Genomic DNA, 21,531 nt, shown 5'->3' with positions numbered 1-21,531 from the left:
GCTCAGCAGGTGCTGGGCGCCGGTTCCCCCTGCAGCCGCGCGTCGAGCCATCTCAGCGCGGAAGGTAGTCCGAGCACAGCTGCGGTCAGGTGGTCCGGGGTCGGGGTCGATTCGGTGACCAGCGGGGTGCCCGCCGCGCACCAGCGGTGTGTGGTGGCGGTGATCGCCTCGACCGGGATCAGGCCGTCGATGGGCGAATGCCATTCGAAGACAGGCATCGTCGGCGTTCCTGGGTAGAGCTCGAGGCTGTTCTCCTCCACGACGGCGCGGGCGTGCGGGTCGTCGACCATCGAAGTCGTCGCGGCGAAGTCGAGGATGCCGCGGCCCGCGCCCGCGCCGAGGATGTCGTTGGTGCACGCGTCGGCGATCGAGGCGCGGGCTGCCAGGCCGCGCGCGTTCATCTGCTCGCTGATCGGAAACCGTTGCGGATACTCCCGTTCCAGCCCGATCCCGCCGCCAGCGCCAGGCCGAACACCGGGTGCGAGCCGAAGCCGAGACCCTCGAGCATCGACACCAGGTTCATCGGCACCCCGCCCAGCGCCGCGCCGGCGACCGCGACGTCGGGCGCGTAGCTGGGTTGCAGCGCCGCTGCCCAGGCTGTCGCCATGCCACCGCCGGAGTAGCCCGCCATCGCGACCCGGCTCCCCGCGACCAGCAGGTCGTCGACATTGCGGATCGCCCGGATGCCGTCCAGGGTCACCTGCCCGCCCAATTTGGCGGCGCCGTAGGCGAAGTTGGGCCCGAGATGGTCGTGCAGCGCCATCGTCCAGCCGCGCCGCAGGGTGAGATTCCAGAACACCGCCTCGCGGACCATCAGGTTCGGGTCGTCGGTGTAGAGCACCTTGGAGACCGAACAGCGCACGCCGAGTCCGTTGATGATGTGCTGGTAGGACAGCACCGGCGCGTCCCGGCGGTGGCCCGCCGGTTGCAGCACGGTCGTGGTCGCCGCGATCGGTTCGCCCGCCGAGTTGGTCGAGCGGAACTTGACCAGGGTGATCCTGGTGTCGGGGAAGATCGCCAGGGGCGGCATCGGCCGCACGTCCAGTACGTCGCCCGGCCGCGACGCCGACAGGTCGGCGGGCTGGGCGTAGAAGGGGTCGGGATCGGCGCTCGGAGAGAGCGGTGAACTGTGTGTGGGGGCAGCGCAGACCACGGCCAGCACGAGCGCCGCCACGGCCAGCAGTGTGCGGCGGAGCCGAGCCCGTTGTGCCGCGGCAACCCAGATCATCCGGCCGTCCTCCCGTGTCGCTGCCGTCGAGACCGATACTTGCCGGTAGCGTGGCTCGTCGGTACCCCTTCGGACCGAGATCGGCGGAGCTCACAACCGGCAGGAATGCGGGTTGTGACCGGATGCAAGTCGACGGCGATTCTCGTCTGCCACCGTCACGCCGCGGCGCCGGAGGGCTGTGAGATCTCCAGTGAATTCCAGAACATGTTCCACTCGACGGCCCGGGCCCTACCGTCGAGTAGGAAGGCGCCCACCAGCGCCGGGGCATAAGGAGCACGCCATGATTCCCATCGACGAGAACATCGCCGCCACCTCCCACCGCGCCGACCGCACCGAGATACCGACCCGGCGGATCACGGTCTACTTCGACGGCGCGACACCGCAGGACGCGCTGATTCTGGAGTACGCGGCGACCCCTGCCGAGGCGTGGGAGTTCACCACCGCGGCGGTGCACGCCGGATTGCTGGTCACCGTCGACGGGCAGGTGGGTCCCGACCTGCGCCGACTCCCCTGCCGCTCGCTCTGGCACTGAGCCCACCGGCACCGCCGGGCCGACCGCACTAGGCTGGCCGGGCGGCCGCGTCCCGGCCGCGCGCCTGGACGACGAGGAGGGGCGACGCGTGATTCGGTGGCAGTTGTCGGCCGCACTCGCCGCCGTCGCGATGCTCGGCCTCACCGGCTGCGGCTCGACCGCCGCCGAGGAGCCGGCGACGGTGACTCCGTCGACGACCACCACGCCGCCCCGCTCGACCAGCAAGCCTCCGGTCACCCTCGCCGCGCCGACACCGACGGTCGATCCGTATGCCGGACTGCCGCTGATCGACCACCTCACCTGGACCGACACCGCCGACGGCCCTCGCCTGCTCGTCGTGCCGACCGTCGCGGGCCGACGCACCGACGCGCCGGGCACCGACGAACTCGCCTGGCAGGAGATCCTCGCCCTGGACGCCGACGCCGACGCGCCGGGGATGCGGGACCAGTTCCTCTGCCACTGGGTGTGGGCGAGGATGGTGGCGCCCGACAAACCGAGCTGGAACCTCGAACCGTGGCGACCGGCCGTCGGCTATTCGGCCACGGTGTCGGCGAACTGCAATCCCGGCGGCCCGGAACGCTGACTGTCCGCTCTCCGCTCGAAAGGAGCACTCGCATGCGTATCGTCGTCGCCGGTGGGCACGGCAAGATCGCCCTGCTGCTGGCCTCGCTGCTCACCCGCCGCGGTGACCAGGTCCACGCGCTCATCCGCCGCCCCGACCAGGCCGCCGATATCGTCGCGACCGGCGGCGTTCCGGTCATCTTCGATATGGAACGCGATACCCCCGACGATTTGGCCGCCGCGGTCGCCGGCTCGGACGCGGTGGTCTTCGCCGCCGGCGCGGGCCCGGGCAGCGGTGCCGCGCGCAAATACACCGTCGATCTCAACGGCTCGGTGCAGCTCGCCGACGCCGCCGAGCGGACCGGCGTCCGGCGCTTCGTGCAGATCTCGACGATGGGCGCCGGCGCGCCGCCCGCACCGGGCACCGACGAGGTCTGGGCCGCCTACATCGACGCCAAGACCCGCGCGGAGGACGATCTGCGGTCGCGCGCCCTGGACTGGACCATCCTGCGCCCCGGCATGCTCACCGACACGGCAGGCAACGGTCTGGTCACGCTCGGACCACCGCCGATTGCGCGGGGTCCGATCCCCCGCGCCGACGTCGCCGCGACGCTCGCGTCGATCTTGGACGCGGACAACACTTTTGGGCGCACGCTGGAAGTGGTCTCCGGAACGGCGCCGATCGCGGCGGCCGTGTCGGCAATTCGGTAGCCGAAAATTAACTATCGCAACAATATTCGGCCGTAGGGTCGATTCTCGCCGACCGGCGGCAGTCCCCGCATCACGCCGCGGGAGGGACCAGCCGCCGGTCACGCCGTTATCCACCCGCCGTTTGTCGTGAACACGGTGGCGCACCCGCGGATTCGCCGCTCAGAAGCCGAGAAATGCGCTGCATCGAGACGGAATCGATCGTGCAGATGTGCTTGCATTCGAAACTTGCCCCGTCCTAAACTCAGGGCCGCAACACAATTCAGGGGATAGTCAGGGGAGGCCGCGAGCGGCACACCTGGGGCTATGTTTGCCTTGGGTTTGCCACTGCCTAAACACAGGGGCGTTCACCATGAACAACACCAACGGCCGATTCGGCCTCGCTGATCGCGCAGCGACGACCCACCCCGTCACCGCAGGGTGCTCCAGGGAAACAGCGGTCGCCTATGTCATCGATGCCGTGGAATCCACCGGCGCGGCGACACGCAATGATTTCGATATCGACCGGATCGTGACCACCGCGCACGAATTGGCCGACGACTGGGATCTGCAGACGCTGACCCCCGACACCTTCTGGCGGATCGCCGCGGGCTGCATCCGCTACTGAATCACCGACCCGGACCGGGCGCCGTCAGCGGCGCCCGGTAGCGGTGTCCGGCCTCAGGCGCGATCGGCGTAGTCGAGCAGGATCTGGCGCGAGCGATCGGGCCGGGCGGCCTGCACGCTGAGCTGGTCCATCACCGACAGATACAGCGCCAGGTCCTGCCGCCGCTCGAGGTACAGCGCACTGGTGAGCTGCTCGAGGTAGACGATGTCGGGCAGCTCGGGCTCGGCGAACCGCAGAATACTGAAGGAACTGCCCGCCGCGGCGTGCCCGCCCGCAGAGTACGGCAGCACCTGCACGGTCACGTTCGGCAGCGCGGACAGCTCGGCCAGGTAGCGCAGCTGCGCGCGATGCACCTCGTGCCCGCCGATCGGGCGGTGCAGGACGGCCTCGTCGATGACCGCCCACACCACCGGTGGGTCGACCCGGCGCAGCACGTCCTGGCGGAGCTGACGGACCTGCACCCGTCGCTCGGTATCGGCGTCGTCGAACCCGAGAGTCACGATGGCGCGCGTGTACTCCGGCGTCTGCAGCAGGCCGGGCACCAGCTGGGCCTCGTACGTGCGGATCTGACTGGCCGCCTGCTCGAGCCCGAGGTAGGTACTGAACCAGGAGGGCAGCAGATCGCTGTAGCGATGCCACCAGCCGGGTTCACTTGCCTGCCTGGCCAGTTCGAAGAAGGACTCACGCTCGCGGGTGTCGTGGACGCCGTAGAGCGTGAGCAGGTCCCTGATGTCACGTTCTTTGAATCCGGTGCGTCCCAGTTCGAGCCGGCTGATCTTGGCGTGTGAGCCACGGATCGCGTCACCAGCCGCCTCGCGGGTGATGCCTTTGCTCTCGCGCAGTTTGCGCAACTGGCCACCGAGGGCGATGCGCAGCACGGTGGGGCCGCGATCGACAACGGGTTGCACGCGACCGATCTCGTCGGGTTCAGCCGTCATGGCTGCCGATATTACCGATCACCGGGTCAAGTAGTCGAACTCTCCGGCCTTCGCGCCGCGGATGAAAGCGTCGATTTCCGGCCGAGTGTAGAAGATCACCGAGCCGTGCGGGTCGCGCGAGTTGCGCACGGCGACCGAACCGTCCGTCGCCTCGGCCACCTCGACACAGTTGCCGCTGGGGTTGCTGAACGTGCTCTTGCGCCAGTCGCCGACGCCCGGGCGTTCCCGCTGATCATGGTGCATACCGGACACGTCACACTCCTCGTTCTCGATTGATGCCATCAGTGCGAAAGTTGCAGATGCACGTGCAAACGTTCTTGCATCTGCACATTGCGATCGGGACACTAACACGGTTCACATGCGGCCGCACCGGTCGGTACTTACCCGACGACACGACCTGGGCGCACGCTCGATCGGTGACGTCCAGTCCCCTGAATTCGCAAGCGCGACAACCCGATCAGCTGCCCGACACGTCCGAATCGACAGTGCAGATGTTCTTGCATCTGCAAACAACACCCCCGTAGACTCAGGCCTCAAGATCACCGGAAGGGACGTCGGCAGCACCAGCCGGATGGGCCCTCCGCTGCCGGATGCGAGGGGACTCGGATGAGTACGCCGTTTCGAACACCCCGCCGGGTCTCGGCCGGAAGCACCGGCCTCGAGATCCCGCGATACCTCGGCACGGCGGGCGCGTCCTCCGGATCGTGTAGCGACGAGCCGCTCGGGCTCACCTACCGCCAGGCCCGCGAGATGCTGCGCCAGCACGACGTGCACGGTCCGCAGTGCAGGCAATGGCTGGCCGCCGCGGCCTATCTCTCCGCGGGCTTGGACGACGAATAGCCGGTTGTAACGTCTTCGTGCTGGTCACAGCCGTGTCACCCCAGGCATCCTGAAGGGGAACGATCGGGCTCGACACGGATGAGCGGCATATGCGGATAGCGGAGATTCTGCGCAACAAGGGCACGACAGTGGCCACGGTGGGGCCGCAGACCACGGTGCGCGCCCTGCTCACCGTGCTGGCCGAGCACAATATCGGCGCGGTGGTGGTCTCCCCCGACGGGGCGACCATCAGCGGAATCGTCTCCGAGCGCGACGTGGTCCGCCACCTGGACCGCCACGGCGCCGCCCTGCTCGACCGGCCGGTCGCCGAGATCATGACCGACCGGGTGCGCACCTGCGGACCAGACGACCACGTCTCCTCGTTGCGCGAGGTCATGACCGAGCATCGCGTCCGGCACATGCCTGTCGTCGAGGCGGACCGGCTGATCGGCATCGTCAGCATCGGCGACGTGGTGAAGAGCGAGATCACCGAACTGGCCGCCGAACGCGGACACCTGGTCGACTACCTGCAGGGCAAGTACTGAGCCCGCGCCCGAAAAGCGTTGCCCGCGAGAATTCTTCGTCAGCCGTACCAGAAAAGTGCGTATCGTTGATCTCGTGCACCCCCTCCGGCCCGAGCTCACCGCCGTTCCGGTGCTGCGGCACGCGCCGACCCCGGTGCCCGCCACGATCCGCGGCCGCTTTCCCGCACTGGCCGATCCGGCCGTGGTGTATCTCGACAGCGCCGCCACGACCCAGAAGCCGGACACCGTGATCGCCGCCGTCACCGGCTATCACGCCGAGCACACGGCCAATGCCGGGCGCGGCACCTACGGCTGGGCGACCTCGCTGTCCGCGCGGATCGCGGCCATCCGTTCCCGGGCCGCGGCGTTCGTCGGCGCCGAGCACCCCGACGAGATCGTGTTCACCGGTGGGGCGACCGCCGCACTGGGCGCCGTCGCCTACAGCTGGGGGCTGGCCGTCCTCGACGACGGGGACGAGATCCTCTACAACCCCGCCGATCACGCGTCCAATGTGCTGCCCTGGCACCACCTGCGCGACACCTTGGCCCGGTTCGGGCGCCGGATCGTCCTGCGGCCCTACCGCAGCACCGCGGCGGGCGAGGCCGACATCGACGACATCGCGGCCCAGGTGGGCCCGCGTACCCGCCTGATCACCACCAGCCACCTGCACCACGTCTACGGCGGGCTGACCACGCTCGAGGAACTGCGCGGCCGGATCGATCCGGAGATCCTGCTGTGCTTCGACTGCTCGCAGAGCGGCGGGCACCTGCCGGTCGACGTGCTCGACCTCGGCGCCGACTTCGCGGTGTTCGCCGGGCACAAGATGTTCGGCGCGCCCGGGATCGGGCTGCTGTACTGCCGACGGCGGGTCCACGAGCGGCTGCGGCCGTTCCTGCCCGGCGGCCACACCGGGGTGACGATCGGCGAATCCGGGCTGACCGGCTCCGGGATGCCGGAGCTGCTGGAGGGCGGAACCTACAATATTCCCGGAATCCTCTCCCTCGCACCGGCGTTCGATCTGCTCGACGAGCTGGACCCGATCGCGATCGCCGCGCACAACCGGCAACTCACGCTGCGGCTGATCGCGGGGTTGCGGCCGGTGCCCGGCCTGGAGTTCCTGCCGGGGCCCGCGTACGCGGGCTGCGCGGTGGGGTACGGGATCGTCTCGTTCACCCTCGACGGGATCAGCGCGACCGATCTCGGTTTCGTGCTGGCCGAGGCCGGTTTCCTGGTCCGCACCGGTGCGCACTGCGTGCCGGGCACCGAGCCCGGCGCGGGTTCGGTGCGGGTGAGCACCCACCTCTACAACACCCTGGACGAGATCGATCGTTTCGTCGCCTGCGTGGCCGGCCTCGCCGGGCACGGGCGCTGACCCTTTCCTGTCCCGAGCCGAGGAGGAACCCATGGGCACGCACCCCGCGCAGCACTACGATCGACGGTCCGCGTCCCGGGTACTGGCCGAGCTGGCCGCGCCCGGTCTGTTCGCGGCCGCCGAGCCACCGTCGCCGACCCGGATCACCTTCCGCGCCACCGAGTTACGCCCCGAGCCCGGCAGCGGGCTCACGCAGTCGCAGCGGATGTACCTGGAGCGGTTCATGCGGCCGTGCCGCCCCGACCAGGTCACGAGCGCGACCCACCGCATCACCTGGACCGACAGCGCGGGTGTGCCCAATACCGGCTACTTCCACACCGGGGGCGCCGGTCCCGACCTGGCCGTGGTGGCCAGGGAGACCGTGCTGACGCTGTGGCGCGAGCTGGCCGGGTCCGGTCTGGTGGCGCGCTCGGCGGCGCTGAGCGAGCCCGATCTCGCGGTGCTCGCGGGCACCACCACCGATCACGACCCGCACGAGATCTTCCGCGTCGGGGTGGAGGCCACCGGGCGCGCACTCGTCCAGCACGGGCTCATCGCGGCCGATACCCCCTATCGGGATATCGTCGGCTTCGCCAGGGGCATGCGCGATTCCGGGATCTTCGCCGCCGTCGCGACCCGCTGGTTCTGGGAGCTGCAGGCCTCGACGTTCCGGCGCGGGATGATCCCGGTGCGCCTGGCCGTCCAGCCCGACGGGAGCGTGCGCTACACCGCCGATTCCCTCGCGCTGCTGCGCGCCATGAAGGACGCCACCATCGCCGACGCGCACGCGGTGATGCGGCGCGCGGTCACCGAGGAGGGGCTCGACACCGAGGCCGCGGTCGCCAGATATCACGACGAGCTGGACCTGATCTCCCGCCAGTACGCCCTGCTGCCCGCCGGCGCCAGGCCCGCCTGCCTGGCGGCGGCACCGCAGGCGGTCGGCGGCGCGGCGGTGCACGTGCTGGCCACCGTGGTCGACCGGTTCGTCGAGACCTTCGCCGCGCTGGCGGACAGCGTCGTGGTCGTGCGAGACACCGCCGAGCAGGTGTTCGACGGTGCGCCGCCCGGCGACGACGGCGTCTTCTACGTCCCCGATATGAGCTGCAAGCATTGCGTCCGCACCATCACCGCGCTGCTCGAATCGATGGAGATCCCGGTGGCCGAGGTCGACCTGGAGTCCAAGCGGGTCATCGCCCGGATCCGCAGCCCGCGCCACCGGTTCCGGGTGTTCGAGGCGCTGCGTGACGGCGGCTACAACCCGGTCGACGACGTGCCCGCCCCGGCGCCCGGCGCGGCGGTGGGATGACCCCGCCCGCCGTTCCCGCCGCGCTCCCCCCGCTGGTCGCCGACTTCCTCGCCGACCGGGCGGCCGTGCGCGCGGCGCTGGACCATTACGGCTCGCCGCTGCACCTGCTGTTCCCGCAGGTGTACGCGGCGAACCTGGCCACCGTGCGCGCGGTCCTCGACGCGGGAGCCGGCCCGTACCGGATCTGCTACGCGCACAAGGTGAACCGCTCGGCGGCCTTCGCCAGGACCGCCGCGGCGGCGGGGATCTCCGTCGACGTGGCCTCGGCGGGGGAATTGTCGGCCGCGCTGGCCGCGGGATTTCCGGGCGACCGGATCGAGGCGACCGGCCCCAAAGGGGTGTCTCTGCTGCGCGCGGCGCTCGCGGCGGGGGTGACGGTCAGTGTCGACAATCTGTGGGAACTGTCCACGCTGGCCGAGCTGGCGGACGCGCCGGTGCCGGTCCTGCTGCGCATCTCGGGATTTCCCGGCAGCGCCCCGAGCCGCTTCGGCATCGACCTCGCGGCCGCCGATACCGCGTTCGACGTGCTCACCCGGCACCGGGATCGGCTGCGGTTGCTGGGTTTCGCCTTCCACCTCGACACCGCCGCGACCGCCGAACGCGTCCGGGCGGTCGCGGCGTGCCTGGAGCTCGTCGAGCGCGCCTACGGACACGGTCTGACGCCGACCGTGCTCGACATCGGCGGCGGGTTGCGCCAGGTCTTCACCGCCGACGCCGCGCGCTACGACGCCTACGACCACGCGCTGCGCGCGGGTCTGCTCGGGCGGGGCGAGGCGCTGCACTGGGGCAGTAGCACCTTCGGCTATCACGTCGCCGGCGGCGCGGTCCACGGTGGACCGGTGTTCCACAAGTACGCCAACACCGAACCGGCCGCCGCCATCCTCGCCGATCTGCTCGCCACCCCGCTGCCCGGGCACAGCGGCCGCGCGCTGGGGCAGGTGCTGGCCGACAATCTGCTCGAACTGTGGCTCGAGCCCGGCAAGGCGCTCGTCGATCAGGCCGGGGTCACCCTCGCCAGTGTGGAATTCGTCAAAACCGCGGGCAACGGCGCGACCCTGGTGCATCTGGACCTGAGTCGCGATACGGTCACCGCCGCCGACCAGGAGGTGCTCATCGACCCCGTGGTGCTCGCCGAACCCGCCGTCGCCGAGCCCGTCGGGGTCTTCTTCGCGGGACATCTGTGTCTGGAGCGGGATTTGGTGACCCAGCGGCAGGTGCGGGTGGCCGGGGTGCCCGCGCCGGGCGATCCGGTGCTGTTCGCCAATACCGGCGCCTATCACATGGATCTGTCCGCCGCGCAGGCCAGCATGCACCCGATGGTGCCGAAAGTCGCTGTGCGACATAGTGACAGCGGATTCACGCTCTGCCCCGACGCGGATTACCGGGTGCCGTGATGGTCTACAACCACATCACCGAGCTCATCGGCAACACTCCCCTGCTGCGCCTCGATCCCGCGGTGCACGGGCTGGCCGGAGTCGAGCTGTACGCGAAACTGGAGTCGCACAATCCGTTCGGCTCGGTCAAGGACCGGGTCGCCTGGGCGATGATCCGCGCGGAGGTGGACCGCGTCGCCGCGGGCGGGCAGTCGTTCATCGAGGCCTCCAGCGGCAACACCGCCAAGGCGCTGCGGGTCCTCGGCGCGCTGCACGGCATCCCGCTGCGGGCGGTGACCAACCGGATCAGGGTGGGCGAGGTACGGCAGCTGCTACAACTGCTCGGCACCGAGATCGTGGAACTGCCCGGCCTGTCCGAATGCCCGGATCCGCAGGCGGCCGACGATGTCTCGGCGGTGATCGCCCAGACCACCGGTCAGGCGCCCGAACGGTGGTTCCATCCCTCGCAGTACACCAACGAGCGCAATATCGACGCCCATCACGACGGCACCGGCACCGAGATCGCCACCGACCTCGCCGAGGCGGGCATCGATCATCTCGACTATCTGATCGGCGGACTCGGCACCACCGGCTCCACGCGCGGCACCGCGACCGCGCTGCTGGCCCGGCATCCGGCGCTGCGCACCATCGGCGTGGTCTCGGACCGGTTCGACTTCATCCCCGGCATCCGCTCCGAACGCGAGATGTGGGATGTCGGACTGTTCCGGCCCGACTTCTACGACGACATCGTCACCGTCGACTCGGCCGCCGCCATCGACGCCACCCTGGCCCTGATCCACGGCTACGGAGTGCTCGCCGGACCCACCAGCGGCGCGGGCTACGCGGCGGCCCTGCGTGCCCTGGCCACGGCGCCGCGCCCCGAGGATCGGCCGCTGGTCGCGGTGCTCATCGTGTGCGACCGGCTCGAGCCGTACCTGTCCTATATCGCCAAGCGCAGGCCCGAGCTGTTCGGCAAGGCCGCGGGCGCGGGCGCGCCCGGCCCCGAGGACACCGCCGCCGCACCGACGCTCACGCCCGCCGCGCTGGCCGAGTTGGACCGCACCGGCAGACCGACCGTCGTCGACACCCGGGGCGCGATGGCCTACCGGGTGGGGCACGTGCCCGGCGCGCTCAACATCCGTGACGATCAGCTCGACGAGATGCTCGCCCAGGGCATGCCGTTCCCACGCTCGCGCCCGGTCGTGTTCGTATGCCCCGTCGGCGAGACCTCGCTGCGCTTCGCCGCCCTCGCCCACCGCGCGGGCTATGACGCCTACAGCCTGGCCGGGGGCATCGTCGCCTGGCGCGACGCCGGTCATCCGCTCGAACGCGGCGGGTGATCAGACCAGCACCCGCGCCGCCCGGCGGACCCCCGCGAGGGAGCGGCGGCTGCCCGTGGCCGCCAGCAGGGCGCCCAGTGGGCCACGGTAGCCGTCGGCCAGCAGTCCGACGACCGCCCGGAACCGGGCGACGAACCGCTCGGCGGTCTCCTCGTCGAACCGGGCGAGCGGATACAGGAACGAGCCGTCGATGCCGACGGGCGCGCCGAACGGATCGTAGTGATCGGTCAGCCCGAACTCGAGATCGTGTTTGGCCCGCACCACCCCGGTCGGCACCTCGGTGATCGAGAAACCCGGAGCCGCACCGAGTTCGGTGGCGCTGCGGGGCGCGTCGGCTCGCTGCAGGATCAGTGTGGCCTGGAACAGCGGCAGCGCCGCGTCCTGGAGCAGGCAGCGCTTGAGCCGGGGATTGGGGGTGTCGGGATGGGCGTAGGCGGCCAGCGCGACCCGGCGCACCTGGTCGATGAGCTCGTCGACGTCGGCGGCGCGGTCCAGGCGCACGCGCAGGAGGACGTCGTCGGAGAAGTTGCCGACCAGGTCGTCGAGGAGGCGGTGGTCGCGCCCCGAGACCGCGGTCGCCACAGTGACGTCGGCGCTGCGGGCGAACGCGCCGACGGCCACCGCAAACGCGGCCTGCAGGACCATGAACAGGCTCGCCCGTCCGTCCTGTGCCAGCCGCAGCAGCCCGGCGTGGGTCCGCGCGTCGAACGAGATCGGTAGCAGCGCACCGGCGGCCGGGTCGACCGGCGGTGACAGGGGTTCACGGGCGGGCAGATCCAGCAGGGCGGGCCGACCGGCCAGCGCGTTGGCCCAGTAGCGCAGTTGGTGGGTCGCGCGGCTCCATTCGTCGGTGAATTCGCCGAGCTGGGCGTGCTTCCACAGGGTGTAGTCGGTGTAACTCACCGGCAGCGGCGCCCACTCGGGGGCGCTCCCGGCGCGGCAGGCGAGATAGGCGGTGACCAGATCCCGGATCAGCGGGCCCAGCGAGCGCCCGTCGACCGAGATGTGGTGCACGACCAGGGCGAGCACCACATCGCCGGGTCCGACGACGAACAGTCGGGCCCGCACCGGCAGCTCTCGCGTGAGATCGAAGGCCCGCGCCGACAGCGCGGCGACCGCGGCCGCGAGTTCACTCTCGGTGACGGCACATTCGGCGATATCGAGAGCGGTCTCCGCCGCTTCGACGACGTGCTGGGCGGGACCGTGCTCGGTCGCCGGGTAGATCGTGCGCAGCGGTTCGTGCCGGGCGACAACGCATTCCAGCGCCGACCGCAGCGCGGCCGGGTCCACCTCGGCGCCGCGCAGCCGCAGCGCCCGCGCGACATTCCAGTCCGCCGAGCGGCCGAGCCGAGCGGCATGCCACATGCGCTCCTGCGCGGGCGCCAACGGCACATGCGCCGGGCGCGGGCGTGGCCCGAGCAGGACGACCGGCGGCGCCGGCGGCCGGAAACACACTGTCTCCGATCCCGCCCGAGGTGCTGTCAGCACCCCGCGACCGGCGTCGTATCCCCCCGACCTCATCCCCCGACCGGGGTCGAACACTCGTCACAACCTCCACACCCGTACCAACAGATTCGGAACGCTAACGAGAGGATGTGAACGAACAGTTACCGGATTGTGACCACGTCCGGTCGGCCCGGCGGTGCGGCGTCTCCGCGATGTCGCTGTCTGTCCACTTTCCCGGAAAAACGCCCAAAAGCCGCGTTACAGTGGCGTCGGGAAGCGGAGCGAGGAGCTGGTCGGTGTCCATCGGGAAATTGGTGTCGTTCGACGGGTCACGGGGTTTCGGGTTCATCCGGCCCGACGACGGCGGGCCCGATGTCTTCGTCCACGTCAACGACATCGGCCTCGACGAGGACGAGTTGCGCCAGGGCAGGCTGTTCGAATTCGATGTCACCGAAGGTGATCGCGGCCCCAAGGCGATCAACCTGACCGCCGCGGGTCACACCGCGCCCGCGCCGAAGTCGCGCAAGGAGCGCACCGGCGGTGACCGGCTCGGTCCCGACGAGCTGCGCCGCCAGATCACCGAGCTGCTGCTGGAAGCCTCCCCCGCGCTGACCGCGGCCGAGATCATCACCATTCGTGAGCGGTTCACCACGTTCGCCGACGATCACGGCTGGCTCGACAGCTGACCTCGCGCCCGCGCGGTCGCGGCGCCCGGACGCCCGGCTGATCCGGTCGCTGCGGTGCCGCGACGACCGCTACTCCCCCTCGACTACCAGCGTGTATCGCGGCCACCGCCGCGCGGGCCGCGTCGACAGCTGAGCGCGACACCGGGCCGGGCGATGTCCGCGCCGGTGTCGGTGGACGGCCCTACGATCGAAGCCGCACCGATGAATCGGGCACGCTCGCGCCGTCGACACGGGTGAACCCACCCGCGAGGAGGATCGGATGGATCTACCGGTGATGCCGCCAGTGCGCCCCATGCTGGCCAAGTCGACCCCGTCGTTGCCCCGGGAGCCCGGGCTCAGCTACGAACCCAAATGGGACGGGTTCCGGTGCATCGTGTTCCGCGACGGCGACGAGATCGAGCTCGGCTCCCGCAACGACCGCCCGCTCACCCGGTACTTCCCCGAACTGGCCGAGCTGCTCGCGGCCGCACTGCCGGACCGCTGTGTCGTCGACGGAGAGATCGTCGTCGTCACCGATCAGGGCCTGGACTTCGACACGCTCCAGCAGCGGCTGCATCCGGCGGCCTCGCGGGTGAACAAGCTGGCCGCCGAGACCCCGGCCAGTTTCGTCGCCTTCGATCTGCTCGCCCTGGGTGATCGTGATCTGACCGCCGAACCGTTCACCGAGCGCAGGCGCGCGCTGGAATCGCTGCTCGAGGCCGCACCGGGCCGGATCCATCTGACCCCGATCACCCAGGACCCCGACGTCGCTCTGGACTGGTTCACCCGGTTCGAGGGCGCGGGCTTCGACGGGGTGATGGCCAAAGCCGACGATCTGCCCTATCTGCAGGACAAACGCGTGATGCTCAAGATCAAGCACGAACGCACCGCCGACTGCGTGGTGGCCGGCTACCGGATGCACAAGGACGGCGTAGGTGTCGGCTCGCTGCTGCTCGGCCTGTTCGACGACGACGGCAACCTGCATCACGTCGGTGTCGCGTCGAGTTTCACCGCGGCCCGGCGCCGCGAACTGCTCGGTGAGCTGGCGCCGTTGCGCGAGAACGCGCTCGACAACCATCCGTGGCGCAACTGGGCCGACGCGGTCGCCCAAGCCGACGCCGACGGCAAGATGCCCGGCGGGGTGAGCCGGTGGACCGGCGGCAAGGACCTGTCCTGGGAACCACTGCGCCCGGAACTGGTCGCCGAGGTCCGCTACGAGCACGTGCAGTCGGGGAGGTTCCGCCACGGCGGGCGGCTGGTGCGCTTCCGGGCCGACCGCACCCCGGAGTCGTGCACCTACGCCCAGCTCGACGAGGTCGCCCCGGCCGAGCTCGACGCGATCTTCGGCGGTGCGCGATGAGCGCGGCCGTGGAGATCGAGGTCGACGGGCGCGTCCTGGCGATCAGCAACCCGGACAAGATCTACTTCAGCAAGCGCGGCGACACCAAACTCGACCTGGTCCGCTATTACCAGGCCGTCGCCGAACCGCTGCTGGGCGTCATCGGTGACCGGCCGGTGTTGCTGGAGCGCTATCCCGACGGCGCGTCGGGCAAGTCGTGGTTCCAGAAGCGGGTGCCCAAGTCGGCGCCGGACTGGTTGCGGACCGTCGAGGTGTCGACACCGAACGGTACGACCAGCGACGCGCTCGTCGCCCACGACCTCGCCCACCTGCTGTGGGCAGTGAACCAAGGGTGCCTCGGCTTCCACGTCTGGCCCAATCATGTGCCCGACCTGCGGATCGCCGACGAGCTGCGAATCGACCTCGACCCCTCGCCCGGGATCGGCTTCGACGATCTGCGCCGGGCGGCGGTGCGCACCAGGGAACTGCTGACCGAGCTCGGCATCGAGAGCTGGATCAAGACCTCCGGCTCGCGGGGGCTGCATATCTACGCCCTGCTGGAACCGCGCTGGGACGGCTACCAGGTGCGCGCCGCCGCCGTGGCGCTGGCCAGGGAACTGGAGCGCCGCCACCCCGAGGAGATCACCGCGCACTGGTGGAAGGAGGAGCGCGGGTCGCGGGTCTTCGTCGATTTCAACCAGAACGCACCGCACAAGACGGTGTTCGGCGCGTGGTCGGTGCGGCCGAAGGTCGGCGGTCAGGTGTCCACGCCGATCGCGTGGGCCGACCTCGACACCGTCGTGCCCGACGACCTCACCCTCGCCACCGTCCCCGCCCGGCTGGCCGAACTCGGTGACCCGTGGGCCGCCCGCGTGCCGCAGTCCATCGCACCGCTGCTGGAGATGTCGGAACGCGATATGGCAGCGGGTCTGATGGACGCGCCGTGGCCGCCGCAGTACCCGAAGATGCCGAACGAACCGCCGCGGGTGCAGCCGAGCCGGGCCAAGAAAGCCGACTGAGGACCTATTCGGTCCAGGGCACCCAGCTGCCCGCCCCCGCCTTGCCCTCGCACACCAGGGCGTGGTTGTCGGAGGTGCGCCCCGACTTGTCCACCGTGGGGTCGCAGCGCGTGCCCTCGGTGTAGTACGACCCGGACACCCGGAACGGGCCCGACCAGGTGTAGGCGCCATCAGCGCGCAGGCACAGCAGGGTCGCACCGTCCGCCGCGACGCCCAGCAGCCCGGCCCGATCCGCCGAACAGGGCGTGCCCTTCTCGACGACGGTGCCCGCCGGGCTCAGCACGGGCACGGTCCCGGTCGGGGTGGCGCTCGGCGCGCCGTGCGAGGGCACCGTCGTCGACACCGAGGTCACCGTCGTCTCCTGGGCGAGTGTGGGCACGTCGAGATCCAGCCCACCGAACAGCACCAGTCCCACCGTCGCCAGGGCCGCGACCTCGGTGATGCCGAGCAGCAGCGCGAACACCGCCATTCCGCGCCCCCGTGGATGCCCGAACGACAGCAGCCCGAACACGATCGCGATCGGGAACAGCAAGACCAGCGCGGCGGCGAGCGCGATCATCGCGTACGGATTCACCCGTGGCTGGTCGGCGCGGCCCGCGCCCGCCCCACCGTCCTCCGGTGTCGCGTGCGGCCAGCGCTGGCCGTTCCAGCGCCGATCGTTCACGTCCTCCTCGGGGTCGTCGTCCCATTCGTCGTACCGTGCCATCAACCCCGGGTCCCTCTCGATCCCCCCGGCGCGGAATCGAACCACTTGCGGCGCCGGGTTACGCGACGAGAATAGGGACTCCGACGCGGTCGGTCAGCGCAAACGACAAATGCGCGTACCTGCGGTTCGCCCCCGAATCCAGGGGCATCGACACGGGTAACGAACCGGCAAACACCTTTGCCTCCCCACCATCGACGGGTCCATGCTGGTCATCAGGTGAACGACAGCGCGCAGCCCCGGTCCGCGAGGAGGACCCCATGCCAGGCAGCACCACTCCGGCAGACGAGCAACGCTGGCACGCCCAGGCCGGCGATCTGCTCGCCGACGATTACAACGTGCCCGGCATCATCGCGTGCGCGATCGGCGTCGTCGGCTTGGCCTGCACGCTGGTGGCCGCGGGGTCGGAGTACTACGGGTGGGCAGCGGTCGCCGGGGTCGTCACCGCGATCTTCCTTCTCGGCGGCGCGGGCGCGCTGCTGTTCGAGCATCACCGGGAAGAACGGATCGAACACGTCTACGGGCGCAGCGGACACGCGCCCGGCCATGTCGGCCCGCAGCGCTACAGCGCCCGCGACATTCCGCTGCCGAACCCCACCCGGCGCGGGCTGAGGTCCTAGCCGAGCACGCCCGGCTGGGGTTCCACGCTCGGGATGGTCTCGGTGATCACCGTGATCAGGGTGTCGGCGAGCAGCCGGTGCACCTGCTCGCGGGTGAGCGTGCCGCGGGTGATCCACTCCCGGCCCGCCACCTTCACCAGACCCGCGTAGGCCAGGACCAGCGCGCGCAATGTTGCATTGTCTGCCAGATCGGACCGGCCGATCATCACCAGCATGCGTTCGGCGGCGGCGTCGTCGGCCTGGTCGAGGATCTGCTGCACCTCGGGGTCGTCGCCGACGCCCTCGTGGCTGGTCACCTTCACCCAGGTGGTGCCGTGCTCGGCGATGGTGTCGAGCAGCCAGGTGACGATCGCGTCGACCCGCTCGACCGGGGTACCGTCGGGAATCGACACCTTGTCCGGCCGCGGCAGCGTCACCATCCGGCGCACGACGGCCAGATACAGGTCGCGCTTGTTGCCGAAATAGTGGTTGATCAGCCCACGGGCGACACCGGCGCGCTGCGCGAGTTCCGCGGTGGACACCGCCGCGTAGGGCCGCTCACCGAACATGTCGATGGCACAGGCCAGGATCTGCGCGCGTCGCTCGTCGGGTTCGAGCCTGCGCCTGCGCGGCGCGTCTGCGGTATCGGTGTCGAGCGGGGAAATCGGGCTGCTCCGTCGGGTTCGAGGGTCGCCGCGCTGTTGCGGCGACGGTGCACCACGATACCCAGCGGGTCCGTCGAGCGGCCAATGCGACAATGAGTGTCGTCCCCCGCTCCCGCACGAAGGAATGCCGCACTCCCCGATGACCGCGAACATGATCGATCCGGACGAGTTGGCGACCTGTCTGCGGGTGCTCGAACAGGCCGGGCAACTGGAGAAGGAACACCCCGATTCGATCGCGGTCCAGCGCGCGGTGGGGCACATGTTCAAGAAGCTCAAGCAGCGCAGGCGCATCGAGGCCAGGGAGCAGGTCGCCTCGGCCGACCGCGCGGTCATCGCGGCGACGGCCACCGGCTCGCCGCAGCGCATCGACGACGAGACCGCGGGCATTCCGATCAGCTCGGCCACGACCGGCGCGAGCGCGGGCACCCTGCTGCGGCCGCGGCCCTGCTACATCTGCAAGCAGCGCTACACCCAGGTCGACGCGTTCTACCACCAGCTCTGCCCCGAGTGCGCCGCCGCCAGCCACAGCAAGCGCGACGCCCGCACCGACCTGACCGGCAAGCGCGCCCTGCTGACCGGTGGCCGCGCCAAGATCGGCATGTACATCGCGCTGCGGCTGCTGCGCGATGGCGCGCACACCACCATCACCACCCGCTTCCCCAACGACGCGATCCGCCGCTTCGCCGCGATGGAGGACAGCGCCGACTGGCTGCACCGCCTGCGCATCGTCGGCATCGACCTGCGTGACCCGGCCCAGGTGGTGGCCCTGGCCGACGACGTCGCCGCCCAGGGTCCACTCGACATCCTGATCAACAACGCCGCCCAGACCGTGCGCCGTTCGGCGGGCGCCTACAGTGCCCTGGTCGACGCCGAGACCGCGCCGCTGCCCGCGGGTGTGCTGCCCGAGATGGTCACCTTCGGCAAGACCATGCAGGCGCATCCGACCGCGCTCACCGCCTCGCTGACGCCGTCGCTGTCGGCCACCGATGTCGCCGAGCTGGCGCTGGTCGCGGGATCGGCGACCCCGGAGCGGATCGCGGCGGGCGTGGCGATCGACGCCGGCGGGCTGGTGCCCGATCTCGCGCACACCAACAGCTGGGTGCAAACGGTCGCCGAGGTGGACGCCACCGAGCTGCTCGAGGTGCAGCTGTGCAACTCCGTCGCGCCGTTCATCCTGGTCTCGCGCCTGCGCCCGGCGATGGCCGCGTCGGCGGGGCGGCGCAAGTACGTCGTCAACGTCTCGGCGATGGAGGGCCAGTTCAGCCGCGGCTACAAGGGTCCGGGCCATCCGCACACGAACATGGCCAAGGCCGCGCTGAACATGCTGACCCGCACCAGCGCGCTGGAGATGTTCGAGGCCGACTCGATCCTGATGACCGCGGTCGACACCGGCTGGATCACCGACGAGCGTCCGCACTACACGAAGGTGCGCCTGGCCGAGGAAGGCTTCCACGCGCCGCTCGACCTGGTCGACGGCGCCGCCCGCGTCTACGACCCGATCGTGCAGGGCGAGAACGGCGTCGACCTCTACGGCTGCTTCCTCAAGGACTACCAGCCCTCGCCCTGGTGACGGCATCCAAGCGATGCCGAACCGGAATGTTGATCATGATTCCGTATCGGCCGGTCGCCGCCTAATCTGAATACGTGCCGTTCCGGGTGTTGGCCGATCTGATCGCCGTCACCCACGTCGCGTTCATCGCGTACGTGGTCGCCGGTGGTTTCCTCGCGTGGCGATGGCCCCGCACCATCGGGCTGCACCTGCTGGCGGCCTCGTGGGGATTCGGCACCATCCTGATCGGCTTCGACTGCCCGCTGACCTACGCCGAGAACTGGGCGCGCAGGCACGCCGGGGTGGCCGAACTGCCGCAGGCCGGGTTCATCGACCACTACCTGACCGGCGTGATCTACCCCGACAGCGCGCTCGGGTCGGTGCGGCTGGTGGCCGCGGTGGCGGTGCTGGTGTCGTGGGCCGGGTACGTGCGCCTGCAGCTGCGCCACCGCGGACTCAGCTCAGGTGCCGCGTGATCTCCCGCGCCACCGCGGCCGGGTCCTCGTCGAGGTAGAAGTGCCCGCCGGGGAAGGTCCGCAACGCGAACACCCCATCGGTGACGGTGCGCCACTGCTCGGCCTGCTCCACCGTGGTGGTCGGGTCCTCGGTGCTGACCAAGGCCACGACCGGGCAGCTCAGCGCGGGTCCCGGCTCGTGACGGTAGGTCTCGACGGCCTGGTAGTCGGCCCGGACGGCGGGCAGGACCAGCTCGGCCAGGCCGGGTTCGGTGCGCAGCAGCCGCACCGGGACGGGGTCGGCGGCGAGGCGCTCCAGATCGTCGATCAGGGCCGCGTCGGAGCCGAGATGCAGTCGACCGGTCTCGACGAAAGCCGGTGCGGGACGGCCGGACACGATCAACGCCGCCGGTGGTTCGCCCGCGGCGGCCAGCCTGCGCGCGGTCTCGTAGGCCACCGTCGCGCCCATGCTGTGCCCGAACAGCACGCGCGGCGGTCCGGGGCGGCGCAGGACGTCCTCGGCGACGCGGTCGGCGAGCGCACGCATCTCGGTGATCACGGCGTCCGCGAGGCGATCCTGGCGGCCGGGATACTGCACGGCCGTCACCTCCGTGCCGGGACCGAGGTGCTCGGCGAGTTCACGGTAGGCGGTGGCCGATCCCCCGCCGGGCGGGAAACACACCAGTCGCCGCCGGGCCGCCGGGTCCGCCCGCAGCACCCGAATCCATTCCGTCGCCGCTGTATTCACGGCCACATCACGCTCCTCACCTGTCCTCGTCGTGGCTAGGCTGAGCGGCGTGACCACCGCGCAGCACCTCGTGCACGCCTATGAGACCGGGCTGGGACTCGAGCCGTCGGCACTCGACGACGAGCCGGCGCCCGGTGCTCGGCTGGCAGCCACGCTACCGGTGTGGGCGCTGGCCGCGGGATCGGTGGCCGCGGCGGCCGGATCGGCGAATCGGTACCGCGCCGCGCTCGGGCTGGCCACCCGGCCGACGCGCCTGGACCCGGCCCGCATCGCCGCGGCCTTCGCGAGCGAGCGACTGTTCCGGCAGGGCGAGTCGGCACCGTCGGCCTTCGCCGAGCTGTCCGGCTTCTTCCGCAGCGCTGACGGCTGGGTGCGCACCCACGCCAACTACCCGCACCACCGTGCGCGGCTGCTGCGGGCGCTCGACCTGCCCGCCGACACCGACCGCACCCGGCTCGCCGCCACGGTCGCCACGAGGAAGGGTGCCGAGATCGAGGACGTCGCCGCCGTGGTGGGCGCGATCGCGGTGCGGGTCCGCACCGAGGCCGAGTGGTCGGCCTCCCCGATGGGCCGGGCCGCCGCGGCCGGACCGCTGGTGGCCGTCGACTCACGCACGGACCGTCCACCCACGGAATCCACACGCCCCGGCGCGGCCGCGCCGACGATCGATCGTCCGCTGGCCGATGTCCGTGTGCTCGACCTCACCCGGGTCCTCGCGGGTCCGGTCGCCACCAGGACCCTGGCGCTGCTCGGCGCCGATGTGCTGCGCGTCGACCCGCCGCACCTGCCCGAGATCGACTGGCAGTTCAGCGACACCTGCCAGGGCAAGCGCTCGACGCTGCTCGATCTGCGCTCCGACCTCGCGACCTTCGAGGACCTGCTGGCCGCCGCCGATGTCCTGGTGACGGGCTATCGACCGGGCGCGCTCGCCGCGGCCGGGGTGCGCGCCGCGGCCCGGCCGGGTCTGATCGAGGCGTCGGTCTCGGCGTGGGGCACGACGGGGCCATGGGGCGGTCGGCGCGGCTTCGACAGCATCGTCCAGGCCGCCTCCGGCAT

The 21,531-nt window shown here is 70.7% G+C and carries 23 protein-coding genes and 1 pseudogene; 17 read left to right on the top strand and 7 right to left on the bottom strand.

The window, feature by feature from the left end:
* Positions 1 to 2: 2 nt before the first annotated feature.
* A pseudogene (locus V8688_RS13900) lies at positions 3 to 1,228 on the bottom strand (lipase family protein).
* Positions 1,229 to 1,508: 280 nt separating this feature from the next.
* Here V8688_RS13900 and V8688_RS13895 point away from each other — a divergent pair.
* From V8688_RS13895 to V8688_RS13880, 4 genes are all read left to right on the top strand, one after another.
* On the top strand, positions 1,509 to 1,760 hold the full coding sequence (locus V8688_RS13895) for a hypothetical protein (protein ID WP_218720039.1): 252 nt from the start codon (positions 1,509 to 1,511) through the stop codon (positions 1,758 to 1,760).
* An 88-nt stretch (positions 1,761 to 1,848) separates the two neighbouring features.
* Positions 1,849 to 2,343, top strand: a complete 495-nt coding sequence (locus V8688_RS13890; RefSeq protein ID WP_342800946.1) for a DUF2599 domain-containing protein — start codon at positions 1,849 to 1,851, stop codon at positions 2,341 to 2,343.
* 32 nt (positions 2,344 to 2,375) lie between these two features.
* The gene (locus tag V8688_RS13885; RefSeq protein ID WP_218720038.1) at positions 2,376 to 3,032 is read left to right on the top strand and encodes an SDR family oxidoreductase; all 657 of its coding nucleotides are present in this window, start codon (positions 2,376 to 2,378) and stop codon (positions 3,030 to 3,032) included.
* A 349-nt stretch (positions 3,033 to 3,381) separates the two neighbouring features.
* The gene (locus V8688_RS13880; RefSeq protein WP_218720037.1) at positions 3,382 to 3,636 is read left to right on the top strand and encodes a hypothetical protein; all 255 of its coding nucleotides are present in this window, start codon (positions 3,382 to 3,384) and stop codon (positions 3,634 to 3,636) included.
* Between the two features lie 53 nt (positions 3,637 to 3,689).
* Here the strand turns inward: V8688_RS13880 and V8688_RS13875 are convergent, their stop codons facing one another.
* Both V8688_RS13875 and V8688_RS13870 read right to left on the bottom strand, forming a co-directional pair.
* Entirely contained in the window at positions 3,690 to 4,574 is an 885-nt protein-coding gene (locus V8688_RS13875; protein WP_218720036.1) for a helix-turn-helix transcriptional regulator, read from the bottom strand.
* A gap of 18 nt (positions 4,575 to 4,592) precedes the next feature.
* On the bottom strand, positions 4,593 to 4,817 hold the full coding sequence (locus V8688_RS13870) for a DUF397 domain-containing protein (RefSeq protein ID WP_218720531.1): 225 nt from the start codon (positions 4,815 to 4,817) through the stop codon (positions 4,593 to 4,595).
* Between the two features lie 363 nt (positions 4,818 to 5,180).
* Here V8688_RS13870 and V8688_RS13865 point away from each other — a divergent pair, with 363 nt between their 5' ends.
* From V8688_RS13865 to V8688_RS13840, 6 genes are all read left to right on the top strand, one after another.
* Positions 5,181 to 5,414, top strand: a complete 234-nt coding sequence (locus tag V8688_RS13865) for a hypothetical protein (protein WP_218720035.1) — start codon at positions 5,181 to 5,183, stop codon at positions 5,412 to 5,414.
* An 89-nt stretch (positions 5,415 to 5,503) separates the two neighbouring features.
* Complete coding sequence (locus tag V8688_RS13860) at positions 5,504 to 5,938, top strand: CBS domain-containing protein (RefSeq protein WP_316574722.1); 435 nt, start codon at positions 5,504 to 5,506, stop codon at positions 5,936 to 5,938.
* 73 nt (positions 5,939 to 6,011) lie between these two features.
* Positions 6,012 to 7,289: an aminotransferase class V-fold PLP-dependent enzyme gene (locus V8688_RS13855; RefSeq protein WP_342800945.1), complete on the top strand. Its 1,278-nt coding sequence runs from the start codon at positions 6,012 to 6,014 to the stop codon at positions 7,287 to 7,289.
* Between the two features lie 31 nt (positions 7,290 to 7,320).
* Complete coding sequence (locus tag V8688_RS13850) at positions 7,321 to 8,574, top strand: heavy-metal-associated domain-containing protein (RefSeq protein ID WP_342800944.1); 1,254 nt, start codon at positions 7,321 to 7,323, stop codon at positions 8,572 to 8,574.
* Positions 8,571 to 9,968, top strand: coding sequence for an alanine racemase (locus tag V8688_RS13845; protein WP_342800943.1), 1,398 nt, complete (start codon positions 8,571 to 8,573; stop codon positions 9,966 to 9,968). The genes V8688_RS13850 and V8688_RS13845 overlap by 4 nt, the downstream gene beginning before the upstream one ends.
* Positions 9,968 to 11,287: a pyridoxal-phosphate dependent enzyme gene (locus V8688_RS13840; RefSeq protein WP_342800942.1), complete on the top strand. Its 1,320-nt coding sequence runs from the start codon at positions 9,968 to 9,970 to the stop codon at positions 11,285 to 11,287. The genes V8688_RS13845 and V8688_RS13840 overlap by 1 nt, the downstream gene beginning before the upstream one ends.
* Here the strand turns inward: V8688_RS13840 and V8688_RS13835 are convergent, their stop codons facing one another.
* Entirely contained in the window at positions 11,288 to 12,808 is a 1,521-nt protein-coding gene (locus tag V8688_RS13835; protein ID WP_342800941.1) for a condensation domain-containing protein, read from the bottom strand. It lies immediately after the preceding gene.
* A 221-nt stretch (positions 12,809 to 13,029) separates the two neighbouring features.
* Between V8688_RS13835 and V8688_RS13830 the strand changes: the two genes are divergently transcribed.
* The 3 genes from V8688_RS13830 (at position 13,030) to ligD (ending at position 15,756) form a co-directional block, all read left to right on the top strand.
* Positions 13,030 to 13,419, top strand: a complete 390-nt coding sequence (locus tag V8688_RS13830) for a cold shock domain-containing protein (protein WP_342800940.1) — start codon at positions 13,030 to 13,032, stop codon at positions 13,417 to 13,419.
* A 259-nt stretch (positions 13,420 to 13,678) separates the two neighbouring features.
* Entirely contained in the window at positions 13,679 to 14,758 is a 1,080-nt protein-coding gene (locus V8688_RS13825; protein WP_218720028.1) for an ATP-dependent DNA ligase, read from the top strand.
* On the top strand, positions 14,755 to 15,756 hold the full coding sequence (gene ligD / locus V8688_RS13820) for a non-homologous end-joining DNA ligase (protein WP_316574719.1): 1,002 nt from the start codon (positions 14,755 to 14,757) through the stop codon (positions 15,754 to 15,756). Before V8688_RS13825 ends, ligD begins: the two co-directional genes overlap by 4 nt.
* Positions 15,757 to 15,760: 4 nt before the next feature.
* Here the strand turns inward: ligD and V8688_RS13815 are convergent, their stop codons facing one another.
* Positions 15,761 to 16,462 carry a hypothetical protein gene (locus V8688_RS13815; RefSeq protein WP_316574718.1) on the bottom strand — a complete coding sequence of 234 codons (702 nt, stop codon included), beginning with the start codon at positions 16,460 to 16,462 and terminating at the stop codon, positions 15,761 to 15,763.
* A gap of 257 nt (positions 16,463 to 16,719) precedes the next feature.
* On the opposite strand from V8688_RS13815, the gene V8688_RS13810 reads away from it, so the two are divergent.
* Entirely contained in the window at positions 16,720 to 17,079 is a 360-nt protein-coding gene (locus V8688_RS13810; RefSeq protein ID WP_218720025.1) for a hypothetical protein, read from the top strand.
* Here the strand turns inward: V8688_RS13810 and V8688_RS13805 are convergent.
* A complete protein-coding gene (locus tag V8688_RS13805; RefSeq protein ID WP_255588248.1) occupies positions 17,076 to 17,627 on the bottom strand; it encodes a TetR/AcrR family transcriptional regulator in 552 nt (183 codons plus the stop codon). The genes V8688_RS13810 and V8688_RS13805 overlap by 4 nt on opposite strands.
* Before the next feature lie 235 nt (positions 17,628 to 17,862).
* Between V8688_RS13805 and V8688_RS13800 the strand changes: the two genes are divergently transcribed.
* Together V8688_RS13800 and V8688_RS13795 are read left to right on the top strand one after the other, a co-directional pair.
* Positions 17,863 to 19,293 (top strand): SDR family NAD(P)-dependent oxidoreductase, encoded by a 1,431-nt coding sequence (locus V8688_RS13800; RefSeq protein WP_316574717.1) that lies wholly within the window; start codon positions 17,863 to 17,865, stop codon positions 19,291 to 19,293.
* Positions 19,294 to 19,367: 74 nt separating this feature from the next.
* A complete protein-coding gene (locus tag V8688_RS13795) occupies positions 19,368 to 19,748 on the top strand; it encodes a DUF2784 domain-containing protein (RefSeq protein ID WP_218720022.1) in 381 nt (126 codons plus the stop codon).
* Here the strand turns inward: V8688_RS13795 and V8688_RS13790 are convergent.
* On the bottom strand, positions 19,729 to 20,481 hold the full coding sequence (locus V8688_RS13790; RefSeq protein ID WP_342800939.1) for an alpha/beta fold hydrolase: 753 nt from the start codon (positions 20,479 to 20,481) through the stop codon (positions 19,729 to 19,731). The genes V8688_RS13795 and V8688_RS13790 overlap by 20 nt on opposite strands.
* Positions 20,482 to 20,524: 43 nt before the next feature.
* On the opposite strand from V8688_RS13790, the gene V8688_RS13785 reads away from it, so the two are divergent.
* Positions 20,525 to 21,531 (top strand): CoA transferase (locus tag V8688_RS13785; protein ID WP_342800938.1); only part of this gene is annotated, 1,007 nt, incomplete at its 3' end.

Source organism: Nocardia sp. No.11, assembly GCF_038752175.1.
Taxonomy (GTDB): domain Bacteria; phylum Actinomycetota; class Actinomycetes; order Mycobacteriales; family Mycobacteriaceae; genus Nocardia; species Nocardia canadensis.
This window is presented reverse-complemented; position numbering and strand designations above follow the sequence as displayed.

What these genes read in the sequence shown, in the direction of transcription:
- V8688_RS13815 (WP_316574718.1), bottom strand. Translation starts at nt 16,462, where the DNA reads ATGGCACGGTACGACGAATGGGACGACGACCCCGAGGAGGACGTGAAC.
- V8688_RS13895 (WP_218720039.1), top strand. Translation starts at nt 1,509, where the DNA reads ATGATTCCCATCGACGAGAACATCGCCGCCACCTCCCACCGCGCCGAC.
- V8688_RS13875 (WP_218720036.1), bottom strand. Translation starts at nt 4,574, where the DNA reads ATGACGGCTGAACCCGACGAGATCGGTCGCGTGCAACCCGTTGTCGAT.
- V8688_RS13835 (WP_342800941.1), bottom strand. Translation starts at nt 12,808, where the DNA reads ATGAGGTCGGGGGGATACGACGCCGGTCGCGGGGTGCTGACAGCACCT.
- V8688_RS13865 (WP_218720035.1), top strand. Translation starts at nt 5,181, where the DNA reads ATGAGTACGCCGTTTCGAACACCCCGCCGGGTCTCGGCCGGAAGCACC.
- V8688_RS13870 (WP_218720531.1), bottom strand. Translation starts at nt 4,817, where the DNA reads ATGCACCATGATCAGCGGGAACGCCCGGGCGTCGGCGACTGGCGCAAG.
- V8688_RS13850 (WP_342800944.1), top strand. Translation starts at nt 7,321, where the DNA reads ATGGGCACGCACCCCGCGCAGCACTACGATCGACGGTCCGCGTCCCGG.
- V8688_RS13805 (WP_255588248.1), bottom strand. Translation starts at nt 17,627, where the DNA reads ATGTTCGGTGAGCGGCCCTACGCGGCGGTGTCCACCGCGGAACTCGCG.
- V8688_RS13810 (WP_218720025.1), top strand. Translation starts at nt 16,720, where the DNA reads ATGCCAGGCAGCACCACTCCGGCAGACGAGCAACGCTGGCACGCCCAG.
- V8688_RS13885 (WP_218720038.1), top strand. Translation starts at nt 2,376, where the DNA reads ATGCGTATCGTCGTCGCCGGTGGGCACGGCAAGATCGCCCTGCTGCTG.
- V8688_RS13825 (WP_218720028.1), top strand. Translation starts at nt 13,679, where the DNA reads ATGGATCTACCGGTGATGCCGCCAGTGCGCCCCATGCTGGCCAAGTCG.
- ligD (WP_316574719.1), top strand. Translation starts at nt 14,755, where the DNA reads ATGAGCGCGGCCGTGGAGATCGAGGTCGACGGGCGCGTCCTGGCGATC.
- V8688_RS13845 (WP_342800943.1), top strand. Translation starts at nt 8,571, where the DNA reads ATGACCCCGCCCGCCGTTCCCGCCGCGCTCCCCCCGCTGGTCGCCGAC.
- V8688_RS13860 (WP_316574722.1), top strand. Translation starts at nt 5,504, where the DNA reads ATGCGGATAGCGGAGATTCTGCGCAACAAGGGCACGACAGTGGCCACG.
- V8688_RS13840 (WP_342800942.1), top strand. Translation starts at nt 9,968, where the DNA reads ATGGTCTACAACCACATCACCGAGCTCATCGGCAACACTCCCCTGCTG.
- V8688_RS13800 (WP_316574717.1), top strand. Translation starts at nt 17,863, where the DNA reads ATGACCGCGAACATGATCGATCCGGACGAGTTGGCGACCTGTCTGCGG.
- V8688_RS13880 (WP_218720037.1), top strand. Translation starts at nt 3,382, where the DNA reads ATGAACAACACCAACGGCCGATTCGGCCTCGCTGATCGCGCAGCGACG.